We start from the raw sequence: 13,423 nt of genomic DNA, 5'->3' as shown, positions 1-13,423 counted from the left end.
ATAGGGGCTGAGCAACGACTGACGGAAGGCCGGCGGCTCAGTTGAGGTCTGTAATTTAGAGATCGAAGAGAACTTTCTGAGTAGGAAATTTCCCTACGTTTGTAGGAAATTTCCGAAGCGCATGAGCGGTATTAAAAGCATTCGTCTAGCGAAAATGCACCGTTTGCAGCAAACCCGCGCTCCTCAAAGGAGAGCGGGTAACAGGCTTCATTGACGCGATCAGTGGCGAGCGCCGACCACCTCGGCCCCATTCGACAGGATCACTTCGACCCGCCGATTTTGCTGGCGGCCTGTCGCGCTACCGTTATCGGCCACCGAGAATTCCTCGCCGAATCCCTGGGTCACGATACGCCGACGATCCACTCCCAATTGCGACAGCGCACTGGCGACAGAGTCCGCGCGGCGCTCGGACAACACCTGATTGGCGGCTTCGTTACCGACGTTGTCGGTGAAGCCTTCCACCCGCACCTTGCGCTCCGGGTTGCTGGCCAGAAAATCGGCCAGTTGCTGGAACTGACGCTGACTGCCGTATTTCAAATCAGCCTTGCCGGTATCGAACAGCACGTCACCGAAGGTCACTACCTCACCCCGATCAGTCTTTTTGGCTTTCAGTGCTTGCAGGGCCTTGAGCTGCTGGGTACGGACATCAAGCTGCACCTGAGTGCGTTCGGCGTCGATTTTCTTCAGGTCGGCTTCTGCCTGGCGACCGACAATGGTCTGCTCGGCCAGAGCAATTTTCTGGCTGGCCAGATAGGCCAACTGATCAACGTCCGGCGCCTGACGATCCTTGAGGGAAGCCTGATCGGCCTTGTTCAGCGCAGTGAACGCGTCCTTGGTTTCAATCGCCGCGAGGGTGTTTGACTCGGCTTTTTGTTGCAGCGCGACAAATTGCGCACGGGCTTGCAGCAATTGCGGGTTTTCCGGCGGTGTGGCGCAACCGCCGAGCATCAGGGCAAACAGGGAAACGGCTGGCAGTAATTTGAAAGTCTGCATGGGGTTTTCCTTATTGAGCGCTGACAGGCGGATTGAAGCCGGTGACCGGGTCTTGCAGCATTTCCTGCTTGAGCACCTGGATGCCGCTGCGGGCGTCTGACAATTGCTTCTGCCACTTCACAGCCCGCGACTTGCGTTCGGCCAGGTTGGCGTCAGCTTCGATCTGCTCAGCCAGCACTTTGGCTTGCGGGTAATTTGTTTCGCCCAAGGCGCGCTCCATCAGGAACATCTTGTCCTGCGCTGCCTTCATTTCCAGCGGGGCATATTGGGTCGCATCTGCCGAAACGGCACGATTGACCGCATCTTTGGACAGCGAAATCTGTTGCTCCGGAATCGGTGCACTGGCACAGGCACTCAAAGCTGCCGCGACAACCAGCACGCTGACCGAAAGTCGCGCACGGGAAGACAGATGTTGAAAGTTCATCAACTGCTCCAAACAATAAAAAGTGGGATGACACGCAGCGTGAAAGGGGTCGGCGTTACCGAGAATCAGTGACCCTGCTCGTTGCGTGCGGCGCTTCGATAGGGGCCGTCAGCGTTGCGCTGACAGTCCATATCGATCGCCCGTTGTCTGAATCAGCCTTCGGCTGACACCACGGCACGTTAGCGAGAGAGGGGCATTGGCGAATGTAGGAAAATTCGCAAATATCGACGTTCAAATCGTAAAAAATCCAGCGAACCGCGATCAGTTCGCCAAGTAGGTTTCCAATTGCGCGGCGAGGTGTTCCATGGCCTGCTGCAGGGCGTCCACCGCCTCGATCAACACCGCCGAATCCAGACCTTCACTGGCGGCTTCCAAGGCCTCACAGGCCTCGATCAGTGACTGCACCTTGATAATCCGTGCGCCACCTTTGACCCGGTGTGCAAGATCCGCCAATCCTGGCAAATCATGCTGCGTAAACAGACGCATGAGTTTGGCCATGTCGTCGTCATTACTGGTGGCCAGATCCGTCAGCAGGCTCTTGATTGACGCCCGGTCACCGCGGGTCAGTTGCTCAAGACTGCTCAGGTCAAAATCAGCGCCGCCGTCCGCCACGCCGCTATCCTCACCTTCGGTTGCAGGCCGGTCGTGAGGCGTGACAGAGGCCAGACGCGCATTCAGATCCTTGAGGCTGATGGGCTTGAACAGGCAATCGTCCATGCCCGCTTCCGCGCAACGCACCTTTTCTTCAGCCAGTGCATTGGCGGTGAAACCCAGTACCAGGCTGCGCGGTAATGCTCGTGCACCCTCTTCGTCACGTATCGCCCGCGCCAACTCGTAGCCGTTCATGATCGGCATGTTGCAATCGGTGATGACTACATCGAAAGTCTCGTTGCGCCAGGCCCGCAAACCATGGGCGCCATCTTCAGCGTCCGTGACCCGGTGCCCCAGATAAGTCAGCTGTTGAGACAACAACAAACGGTTGGCCGGATAGTCATCGATCACCAGGATATTCAGCGCCCGACTGACCGTCACCGGTTCAATCTCGGCTACCACAACGCGGGCCTGGGGCTGGAGGGTGGGTAAACTCAGGCGCACCTCAATCTGCGTGCCCTGCCCCAACTGACTGTGCATCGTCAGCGTGCCGCCCATCATTTCGCACAAGGTGCGGCTGATCACCAGCCCCAACCCGGAACCGCCCTGCGCAGACTGGCCATGGTTGCCAGCCTGCGTGAACGGCGTGAACAGCCGTTGCTGATCTTCGACGGATATCCCGCGACCACTGTCTTCGACCCGCAGGCATAGCGCCAACCGATCCTGGTCAATTGCAGATTCGACCCGCACGCGCAAAACGACGTGGCCCACCTCGGTGAACTTGATCGCATTGCTCAACAGATTCGACAGCACTTGCTTGAAGCGCAGCGGATCGATCAATACGTCTACGTTGGCCAGCGCATCCAGATCCAGTTGCAGGCGCAGTTGTTTCTGTCGCGCCAAGCCTTCGAATATCCGCACCACCGACTCGATCAGCTCACGCAGATTGGCCCGCTCCGGCGCCAGCGACAAACGGCCGGATTCGATCCGTGCGATGTCGAGAATGTCGCCGATAAGATCGAGCAAGCCCCGCGCCGCGCCCGAGGCCACCTCGATGGCGAAACGATCCATGACGCCCTGATCGGCTTTTTTCATGGCCAGTTCCAGCATCCCGATCACGGCATTCATCGGCGTGCGGATCTCATGACTCATGGTCGCCAGGAACGTCGTCTTGGCGCGGTTGGCATCGTCGGCGCCGTCTTTGGCGATGCGCAGTTCGTGCAACAGTTGCTGGCGTTCGCTGACGTCGATCCAGCCGGAAATCATGCCGCTGACTTCGCCATCACTGCCACGGTAAGGCAGCATCCAGTGATAAATAGTCAGGACACGACCGTCTCCCAGACTGAGTTTTCGATCCTCAATCCGCGGCACGCCTTCATCCATGACTTGCCGGTAATCGCTTGCAAAGCCCTGCGCTTCGACAGGGTCACTCAGCACACCGTCGGTCACGGTTTTGCCGATCACCGCCTCGCGTTCAACGCCAAACACTTGCAGGTAACCGCTGTTACAGGTCACCAGCCGTCCGTCGCGGTCGCGCACATAGATCGGGTGCGGCGTGCCGTCGATCAACACGCGCATGAACTCCATCTGGTCGTTGAGGGCGATTTCAGCCTGGCGCCGCTTGCGCATCAGCATGCGCAGGTAAGCAATCCAGCCGAACGCCACCAGCAGCAAGACACCGGCAATGACGAACCCTTGAATGATCGTACTGCGGTGGCGTAACCAATAGCTGTCGTCGACCACGACGTCAGTACGCCAGCGGTTGGTCAGTTCATCCATTTCTTCAGGGGAAATGCTCAACAGCGCCTTGTCGAGAATCGAGTACAACTCCAGTGCACCACGATCGGTGGCCAGCGCTATGCGCGCCTGTTGAGTCCCTACGGTGCTGGTGACTTGCAACCGGCCGCGATACTGGCGGGAGATCAAGTAGCGGGCATTGATCAAAGAGTTGATCGCACCGTCGACTTCGCCCTGCGCAACCATGTTCATCGCGTCGGCAGCATTCTGCGCCGTCACCAGGTGCACCTGAGGGAACTGCTCCACCAGGTATTCGCGCAGTACGTTGCCGCGAATCAATGCCAAGCGCTTGCCGGCCATTTGATCCAGGGTCTGGGGATTTGCATCGCCGCTGGCCGTGACCAATACGAACGGGTTGGTCAGGTAAGGCCGGGTAAAACGTAAATCGCCTTCACGCTCGGTACTGGGAGTAAACGCTGCAAGCATGTCAGCCTTGCCACTGGTCACCCGATCGACAAGGTCACTGACCGACTCGGCCCGTTGCACGTCGAATTTCAGGCCGGTGCGCAGGCTGACCTTGGCCAGGACATCGGCACTGATGCCACGAAAATTACCTTCACTGTCGAAGAACGTCAGCGGTAGAAAATTCTCGTTGATCGCCACTTTTATCCTGGGATGACGCTCCAGCCAGCGTTGCTCGCTGACGCTGAAATGCAGAATCTGTCGCCCGGGCATGGTCGCGCCCCCGGCGCTCCAGCGGCGCAAAATGCTCATGCGTTCACTGGTGGGAATCGTGTCCAGCGCCGTATTGAGGATACGCAACAGTCGGTCATTGCCACGACTCACGGCAAAGCCGAATGGCTGCACTTCCATCCGCGAGAAATCACTGAGCTGCACGTTATTGAGGTAATTTTTGCTGATCAGGTAGTTGGAACTGATCGAGTCGCCCAGGTACACGTCCGCCTGGCTGAACGCCACCGCACCGATAGCGCTCAAGGTCGAGGGGTACAACTGAATGATGGCCTTGGGATAGAACGCCTTCACCACTTCTGGCGGCAAATAGTGATAGAGCATCGCCACGCGCTTGCCAGCCAGATCCACCGGCAGGTTCTGGTTGTCGCCGATACGGGTCAGCAACGTCGGCTGATCGTCGGCGTACGAATGGGAAATCGCCAGGTCGGGATCCACCGCCTCGTAGCCATTAGCGGTGCCAAGCAAATCAATCTCACCGCTTTTGAGCGCAGCCAGCACCTCGGTACGCGATTCAAAACGACGCACCTCGACCTTGATATGCAGCAACTGAGCGATCAATTGCGCATAGTCGGCCGTCAGACCTTCGTAGTCATTGTCATTGGTGGTAATGCCAAACGGTGAGTAATCGGGAGCCGAAGCACCCAGCAACAGAGTTTTGCGATGCCGCAACCAGCTCCAGTCCGCCTCATCGAGTGAAACCGAATACTCATCGACCGTCGAACGCCCAAGCAACTGCAATGTTTCAGGCGCAGCAGCAAAGGTATTGCCGGCAACCAGCAAGCCAGACAACAGGAGGCCGACGAAGCACTTTTTGAAGGAAGTATTCATCTAAACAAGGTTATTGCGCTTGGCAAAATCGGCGAGATACACCACCGATTTGACCTTGAGCTTCTCGATCAGGCGTGTCTTGTAAGTGCTGACGGTTTTGTTGCTCAGCAGCATCGCTTCACCGATTTCTTTGTTGCTCAGGCCGTTGGACAACTGTTGCAGGATCGCCAACTCACGATCGGACAAGCTCTGGATCAGTTCCAGATCAGAGGTATCGACATCGCTGCGCCGCACCGAACTGGTGGCCAGATTGGGAAAGAAGGTATAGCCGTCCATCACGGCCTTGATGGCTTTGATCAGCTCATCGAGGTCGTTGGTCTTGGAGATATAGCCAGCGGCGCCGGCCTTCATGCAGCGCATGGAATAGAACAGCGCCGACTGCGAGGTCAGTACCAGAATCTTGCTCGACAGCCCCAGTGCACTGATGCGCGAAATCACTTCCAGCCCATCGAGCTTGGGCATGGCGATATCCAGAATAATCAGATCCGGGGCATGCTCACGGGCCAGTTGCACAGCGTCGGCGCCGTTGTCTGCCTCCGCCACGACCTCGAACTGTTCCTGCTTGAGCAGCATCTTGACCGAAGAGCGAATGAACGGATGATCGTCCACAACTATCGCTTTAAGCATAAAAACCTCTGGAAAGCACGCCGGCAACCGACATCGTCAAGGCCATGAGTGTGAGTGTTACAGCAAGCCATTCGGTGCGTGCAGCAAAAATACACGAGCTCGAATGAAGTGTAGGAAATTTCTGCAAATACATCGGAGTAAACCCTGAAGTACTCACCGTGCATTCTCCATTGCTTCCAGCCATTGCAGCAGATCGTGCCCAGTCATGGGCCGGGCCAAGTGAAACCCCTGACCAGTGTCACAACCCAGTTCAAGCAGGCCCTCACGAATCCGCGAACTGCTGACGCCCTCAATCACCAGCCTCATGTCCAGCGACTGCGCCAGCCCCTGTGTGCAGGTCACCATGGCGCGATTGCGTTGACGATCCAGGCGCTGAACAAAGCGTCCATCGAGCTTGATCTGATTGAAGGGTAGCCGGCAAAGCAGCTTGAGCGAAGAGAAGCCCACGCCGAAGTCATCGACCGACAAACCGCAGCCCAACAGCCTCAATCGCAGCAGGTTTTCATGGATGCCGGGGGCGCTGTCGAGCAAGCCGTTTTCCGCCAGTTCGAACATCAGCGTCGAACCCTTGAAGGCATGTCGCTCGAGTGCCCGTTTGATGTGCTCGATCAGTTCACCGCTTGCCAGTTGCGAGGCATGCAGGTTGAACGCCAGCGTCAGGTTGACGCCTTGGCGACGCAAGATCCCCATCAGGCTCAAGCCCTGCTCCAGCAGACTTTTGAACATCTGATCAATCAAGTCATACGCCAGCACTGCCGCCAGGAACTCACTGGGCAGCAACACACCCCGTGACGGATGTTGCCATCGAGCAAGCGCCTCGAACCCGACGGCGGTGCCGGTCTGCAGTTTTATCTGCGGCTGAAACCAGGCACGAAACTCCCCCAACGCAAGACCGCGGCGCACCTCTTCTTCAGTGGGCAGTTCTTTGCGTAGCACGTTCGGCACTGGCATTGCACGAGCGAGACTGAAGCGGTGCAAGAGACGATGCAGCGAGCGCAGTTGAATCGGCCGACGGAGTATCCCGAGCAGTTGCAGCCCGGCCAGCGAATGCATTTGCCCCAGCGCACGATGCAACTCCGGTTGCAATTCGCTGCATAGCACCACCGCGCGTACCATGCCGCTTTGACTGGCGCGCCGCAGAAACTCAAGGCAATCGAGCCCGCGATCGGTCAGGTCGCATAGCACGATGTCGACGCCGCCATACAGGTGCATCTGCACCATCGCATGTTCGCCATCCGTGGCTTGTACCACGTCGTGTACGCCAAGACGCTGCAACATCTTCACCAGCACGCTGCGCGCAAAACCTTGATTTTCCAACACCAGAATACGTGGGGAGGCCATCGTCAATTCATCGCTTAATCGACCTGAGAGCAGGCATATTGGCGACAGCCGAGAGCACGTTGCGAAGGACTTATCCGACAGTCATGTAGGAAATTTCCCAGAGATAGCGCCTGCAAAAAAATGGCGGCGTTGGCGCCGGCCGCCTGCCTCAGTAGTAGATGATCTGCACCACCATGATCGCTTCGAAAGGCCCGACCTTCGGATCGCCCAACGATACGACTGAAGCACTGAACGGCAAGTCGATATGAGTCACGTCCGGCGGAAAGTTGACCAGCGGAAAAGGTTCGTTGATCGGCACCAATTGATTGCGTGAGTCCCGCACCTGAATGCCGAACTGGCTATCACTGGCCGGCACAATCGTGTAATCACCCTGCTGCTGAGTCGTGACCAATGTGGCGCCCAGGTTGATCGCTGTGCTGCATCTTTTCTCCAGCGCCAGGCTGAACGGCCGAGTCGGATTGGGCGGAGAGAGGCCGGTGGCGGTTTTCTGGATGATCCCGAAATCGACGATTCCAGGCTCCGGAGTTACCGTTACATCAACACTGCAAGCCGTCCCGACAATATTTTGCAGGCCGCTGAGTTGAAAGCGGAAATTGCCGAATGGGTTGCCCGGCCCGCCATTGAGTCCATACAACCCGTCGAACTGGAATACGTCGTACGTATCTTGTGAGGGCCGCTGCAGCGGTAACAGCCCGCGTTTGCGGATCACCACCTGAAACGCGATGCTCGGACTGACCAACGAACACGGCAGCATCTCCGCATCATTGGTGGCAGACGGGCAGCCCCGTGAAACAAAACCGGTATTCACCCCTTGGGTGGGGTTGGCGCTCCAGTCACCGTCCCAGGCTGTCACCCCCTTGTACACCAGACCAAATTCGATACCCCAGGGCGTCGCGTTCAATCCGGCCGGGTTGCCGTAGAAATAAATCGGGTCGTCTTCGGCAAAATGGATGTCGTGAACCTTAAAGCACTTGGCGGGCACCACATGCGTTTTCGAGCGCCAGATGATCGTGCCGTCCGGCACTGTATCGGGCACCGACACCGGGCCGATGTATTCGCTCAGGTAGGAACCGTCATTCAACGATTTACACAACATCGCCCAGGACGCCTGAGAAAACATCAGCAACAGCATCGCCAGACAAAGCCTGAGCTGCGTGCGCTTCATGGTTTGACGCCCGTGCAGACGTTTGCCACGCAATTGAACAGCGTATCGGTCTGCCCACCGAAGTCGTTCATGTTCGATACCCGCAGCGAGGTAAGCGCGGTGCTGGTCAATGGAAAGCGTGCGTTGGCATAGGGCGCGATCATGATGGTGTCGATCGGCATCCGAGTCTTTTGCTCACCGGCCAGCAACCCGACAACGGTGATGTGGAACGGCGTCGGGTTGTCCACCAAAAGCTGTTTGCTGCCCGGATCTATTTTCAGCTTCAGGCCCAATGCCAGATCTTCGCCACGTTCGCGTTTGACCGAGGCCGGGCGATAGAACAGCTTGATTTTCGACTGCAAGGCGATCTGCATCGAATTGACGGCCTGGGTCTTGGGTGGAATCTCGCGCACGTTAAGGTAAAACACCGACTCGCGATCTTTGGGCAAGGCCAGCTCAGGCAGTTTCACGATGCGCAGCACGCTGCTTTCACTGGGTTCAATGCGCTGCAATGGCGGCAGCACCATGAACGGCGTCGTGACCTTTTGGCCAGCTTCGTTTTCGATCCACGACTGCACGACAAAGGGCAACTGCGCGTTCTTGTTGCTGAGCGTGACGCTTACCGACGGCGCGCTCTCCTCGAACACGATTCGCGTTCGATCCGGCACCACGGCCGCGTTCGCCAACAACGGCACACACAGGCCTGCAATGAGGCCCAATCGATTGAACAGGCCACGGGTTGTGGACAATGAAAGAGATTGCATGAAGGTTCTCCGCAAGGATAAGGGCCGAGTCAACTTCGGGCCCGGATTAAAGGCAGCGCACGGGTTTGGCGATGTTGGTCACGACGTCTTCCTCAGGCAGTGCGGCCAGGGCACAACGATTGACGTCGTCCCACACCGCGACCAACTCAGCCTGCGTTTTGACGCCCAGCAGATAAGTCACCCCGGCTTCACCGACGATGCCTACTTCCTTGTTTGTGTGTTTGTCCTGCACCGACGCGCCGAAAGGCACCGGTTTGCCATCCGCTCGGGTTAACGTCACGTAGGCGTTACGCCCACGGGCAGTGGAAAAATTGACATAGCCGATAGCACCCTCGGTGAGCGCCAGACGCTGCACCGGGTTGGAAACTTCGGTGTTGAGCGGCAACTTTTCCATGTTGATCCGCGCCTCATAGGCCTGGAACGATGGCAAACCGTCCATCACCGCGTAGCCGGCCTGGTTGGAGCGGGTCTGACCACTGAACGCCACGTCCGGCACACCCTCGGTCGACACCAGCAACCGGGTATCGCCATTCGAACCGTTGCCATGGGCCGACACGCCATAGCGGGTGGCGACCAGCGAACTGTCGAACTCGCCGGTCAGCGAACGGTAGGTGCTGCCATCGGTGGTAGCAGAAGCGTTGGCGCGATAGGTGGATGCTCGTTTGCCGACATAAGCGTTGACGTAGCGGTTGTCACCGATCCCGCCATACACCTGATAATTCAGGCCATCGCCGTCGTCATGGCTATAACCGACGTTGCCCGACGACGCTCCGGTCCCCGAGCGCTGCATATTGCTCGACAGCATCGAGTTACCGCCCAGCGGAATGGAAATCCCAAGATAGATCTGCGATTCGTTCTGCCGCGTATTGCGGGTTTGATAGGCCGACAGGTTGGCATTGATGTTCTTGACGTTGCCGATGGAAAAACTGCGTGCCAGCGACAGACCGAAACGCTCGGAAGGCGCCGCATCCCAATAGGTGGAATGGTCGTAGGAGACACTCGTCGATAGCCAGGAAAAATGCTTGGCCAGCGTCACCGAATAACGCTGCTTGCCCGAGTTCAGCGAATAGGAATCAGGGTCGCCGACAAACTGCGAGAAGTTGGTAAACGTCTTGTCAGAAAAGCGGTAGCCGAGAAACCGCAGGTCTGTGCCAATGTCATCGAAACGCTTGGAATAGTTGATCCGGTACGAATTACCCACCACCGTTTCGCCACTCCAGCGCAGCTTGGCCCGCGACGTGGTGACGTCTGCCGATAAGGCGCCGAACACCCCGAGATCCTTACCGACGCCGATGGCATCCGACAGGTAATCCGAAGCGGCAAGCACGCCGCCATACACCGTCCAGTCCCGAGGCAAACCGTAGGCGATCTCTGAAGCAATAAACCCCGGCTCGGTGCCGCCGGCGCCGTTGAGTCGCGGCTGCCCGGCCGAGACCTTGTAGCGCAACTCGCCCTCGCGGGACAAAAACGGTACCGCCGCAGTGGTGACCGTGAAGGTCTGCTCGGTGCCGTCCTCTTCGCGCACGGTGACGTCCAGCGTGCCCTGGGCGCTGCTGTTCAAATCCTGAATACTGAATGCGCCGGGAGTCACCGTGGTCGAGTACAACACCCGACCCTGCTGCGACACGGTCACGGTCGCGTTGGTCCGCGCCAAACCACTGATCAACGGCGCATAACCGCGCAAACTGGGCGGCAGCATGCGGTCGTCACTGCTCAGCGTCGCACCACGCAGCGCAAACGTATCGAACACATCGGAGTTCAAATAATCTTCGCCTACCGACAGTTTCGAGCGAATGGCCGGCAAGGCGCGATAGGCATAGAGACGGTTCAACTGGAACGCTTTGCTATTGATGTCGCCGCTCTGGTTACCGGACTCTTGCCGGGCCTGGTAATCGGCACGAATCCGCCAGGCGTCAATGTTCAACCCGGCGGTGCCGTAACTTTGCAACGAACGGGAGTCTCCGGACGCCGTGGACTGGCGGCTGTTGGCGATCACCCGGTAATCGAGCAATGCGCCGTCCAGCCCCTCGCTCCAGGCAGCCGGGGGAATGTAATTGGGATCGTCATATTCAAACGTCGCCTGCGGCAGACTGATCGAGAGTCGGCCCAGACTTTTGATGTACTTGATGCTGGCGTTGTCGATCCCGCGCAAATCAACGCACTGGCCGCCAGCTAATCTTGGCAGGCCCTTCAAGACGTCCGGTTTCAAACCGAACATCGCCACCAGTTCTTCCGGCAGGCAGGCGTAACTTTCCTGCGGATCGTCAGCACTTTTGAATTCAATGGAACGGTTGCCGAAGTAACGCTGATTGACCGTGATATCCAGCAAGTAACTGCCGGGCACAGTGTATTGGGCATGGGTAAACTGTCCGAGGCTGATATTGTCTTTACGATCAATATTCAGAAACTCCGAATTGAACTCCACGGCATTTGAATAGCGCGCAGAGATGATCAATACGCAAGACACGAAAAGTGTGCGGCAGTACACGGGCAATACCCTTTAAACAGTGTTCTTACGGATAAGAAAAAAGGGGCTATCGCCCCTTTTCCTTAAAACAATCGATACGGGCGTATCAGTTGTAGGCAACAGTGAAGTTGGCAACGCTGTCCGCTTCACCGGTGGTCACGGCAGCCGCGGTGGCTTCGTACATGGCAGCGAAGGTCACGGTGTTGTTGCCGTCTTGCAGAACGACCGGCGCGACCTGCTCCTTACCGTTATCGAGCATTTCACCAGCGCTGGCCTGCAAGCGGATGCCGACGTTCTGGGCCAGGCCAGTAGTGGCGAACAGCGCTGGAACCGATGGATCCTGCACGCCGCTGAAGGTGAAGCGGGCGTTCTTCTGGGTGGTGGTGTCGCAGTCGGTCAGGACGATGTCGAACTTGACCGGGTCGGAGCGATCACCGGTAGCCTTGAAACGGTTCGACGGCACCTGACCCAGCGAAACAGTTTGATCAAGGGAGTTGGCGTCGATACCGCACGCACCGGAAACGATTTCACCGATAAAACGCACGGTGCCCGGGTTGCCGGTTGCAGGCGCAGCATTGGCGAAAGAAGCAAGGCTCATGGCAACAGCAGCGGTAGTCACAGCGAAAAACTTATTCATCGTAGGCATCTCTAGGGATAGTTATTTATCAGGCCCAGCGGCCTGGCTTCCCAAATAACTCACGAGCGGCAACCTGGTTTATCGCTGTAACAAATAAACCATGGCTTATTTCGACAACTGAAGCCCCCATACTTTTGGCCATCGCCGCCGGTATTTTCTTGGCCCAACAGTTATGAAAAAAGTGATGCCTCACTGATTATTAAGGACGCCGGGCATCTCTGCTCCGGGGAAAATAATGAGTGATGCCCCCTAGTGAAAATGTAAGTTCTTTCTCTCCGAGATGTAGGACATTTCCCAGCGCTAATCGGTAGTACTTGGACTCCAGAACGCCTGCACCACCAGCGACGACGTCGAGATCCGCGCGACCAGTGCGTCCAGTTCATCACCATCAACCGAGGTGGTTGCCAGCGTCGCTTCGATCTCGATTTCATCGGCGCCGAAGGCATGTACGTCGACATCGCTGGCCGGGTAATTGCTGCGTTCCAGTTCGGCTTCGAGCAAGGCGAACACGGCTTTCTGCTGCGAGCGGCGGGCGATCACGTAGACGATGTTGGTGACTTCCGCCGAGACCACGTCCAGCGGCTGACGGTTGATGTTGTTGACGATCGGCCGCAGCAAGGTGTTGGCGGCGAGGATGAACAGTGTGCCGAGCACGGCTTCGGCGAGCAGATCAGCACCCGCGCAGGCGCCGACGGCGGCGGAAGTCCACAGGGTCGCGGCGGTGTTGAGGCCACGCACATTGCCCTCTTCGCGCATGATTACGCCGGCGCCGAGAAAACCGATACCGGACACCACGTAGGCAACCACGCGCACCGCGCCTTCAGCGCCGGCGAGACGGTTGGCCATGTCGACGAAAATCGCTGCGCCGACCGCCACCAGCACATTGGTGCGCAGGCCGGCAGTGCGTTGCCGATACTGGCGTTCGAAGCCGATCAGACCGCCGAGGATGAACGCGGCGCTGAGGCTGATCAGGGTGTCGAGCAGCGAGGTCAGGTTGAGGTTGTTGATGGCTTGCATAGTCTTGTCCTTGAAAACATACCAATCCCCTGTGGAAGCGAGCCTGCTCGCGAAAGCGGTATGTCAGCCAACATAAATGCAACTGACACGACGCCTTCGC

Annotated in this window: 10 protein-coding genes; all 10 read right to left on the bottom strand. The window is 57.7% G+C overall.

From position 1 onward, the window contains the following. Window positions 1-219: 219 nt before the first annotated feature. The 10 genes from ACIOVB_RS05560 to ACIOVB_RS05515 all read right to left on the bottom strand — a co-directional run bounded on the left by ACIOVB_RS05560 (window position 220) and on the right by ACIOVB_RS05515 (window position 13,323). Window positions 220-993 (bottom strand): OmpA family protein, encoded by a 774-nt coding sequence (locus ACIOVB_RS05560; protein WP_401265625.1) that lies wholly within the window; start codon window positions 991-993, stop codon window positions 220-222. A 10-nt stretch (window positions 994-1,003) separates the two neighbouring features. Continuing rightward, window positions 1,004-1,417 (bottom strand): DUF4398 domain-containing protein, encoded by a 414-nt coding sequence (locus tag ACIOVB_RS05555; RefSeq protein WP_401265622.1) that lies wholly within the window; start codon window positions 1,415-1,417, stop codon window positions 1,004-1,006. Window positions 1,418-1,678: 261 nt separating this feature from the next. Beyond that, the gene (locus tag ACIOVB_RS05550; protein WP_401265620.1) at window positions 1,679-5,326 is read right to left on the bottom strand and encodes a transporter substrate-binding domain-containing protein; all 3,648 of its coding nucleotides are present in this window, start codon (window positions 5,324-5,326) and stop codon (window positions 1,679-1,681) included. Further along, entirely contained in the window at window positions 5,327-5,953 is a 627-nt protein-coding gene (locus tag ACIOVB_RS05545) for a response regulator (RefSeq protein ID WP_401265617.1), read from the bottom strand. Window positions 5,954-6,106: 153 nt separating this feature from the next. Further along, on the bottom strand, window positions 6,107-7,294 hold the full coding sequence (locus ACIOVB_RS05540) for an EAL domain-containing protein (protein WP_401265615.1): 1,188 nt from the start codon (window positions 7,292-7,294) through the stop codon (window positions 6,107-6,109). Between the two features lie 148 nt (window positions 7,295-7,442). Continuing rightward, the gene (locus ACIOVB_RS05535; protein ID WP_401265614.1) at window positions 7,443-8,459 is read right to left on the bottom strand and encodes a fimbrial protein; all 1,017 of its coding nucleotides are present in this window, start codon (window positions 8,457-8,459) and stop codon (window positions 7,443-7,445) included. Next, complete coding sequence (locus ACIOVB_RS05530) at window positions 8,456-9,202, bottom strand: molecular chaperone (protein WP_401265611.1); 747 nt, start codon at window positions 9,200-9,202, stop codon at window positions 8,456-8,458. The genes ACIOVB_RS05535 and ACIOVB_RS05530 overlap by 4 nt, the downstream gene beginning before the upstream one ends. A gap of 46 nt (window positions 9,203-9,248) precedes the next feature. Further along, complete coding sequence (locus tag ACIOVB_RS05525; RefSeq protein WP_401265608.1) at window positions 9,249-11,669, bottom strand: fimbria/pilus outer membrane usher protein; 2,421 nt, start codon at window positions 11,667-11,669, stop codon at window positions 9,249-9,251. Window positions 11,670-11,775: 106 nt separating this feature from the next. Beyond that, window positions 11,776-12,306: a fimbrial protein gene (locus tag ACIOVB_RS05520; protein WP_123448617.1), complete on the bottom strand. Its 531-nt coding sequence runs from the start codon at window positions 12,304-12,306 to the stop codon at window positions 11,776-11,778. Window positions 12,307-12,606: 300 nt separating this feature from the next. Then, entirely contained in the window at window positions 12,607-13,323 is a 717-nt protein-coding gene (locus ACIOVB_RS05515; RefSeq protein ID WP_187676895.1) for an MgtC/SapB family protein, read from the bottom strand. Between the last annotated feature and the right edge of the window lie 100 nt (window positions 13,324-13,423).

It is taken from the genome of Pseudomonas sp. NPDC087639 (assembly GCF_044743385.1).
Taxonomy (GTDB): Bacteria; Pseudomonadota; Gammaproteobacteria; order Pseudomonadales; family Pseudomonadaceae; genus Aquipseudomonas.
This window is presented reverse-complemented; position numbering and strand designations above follow the sequence as displayed.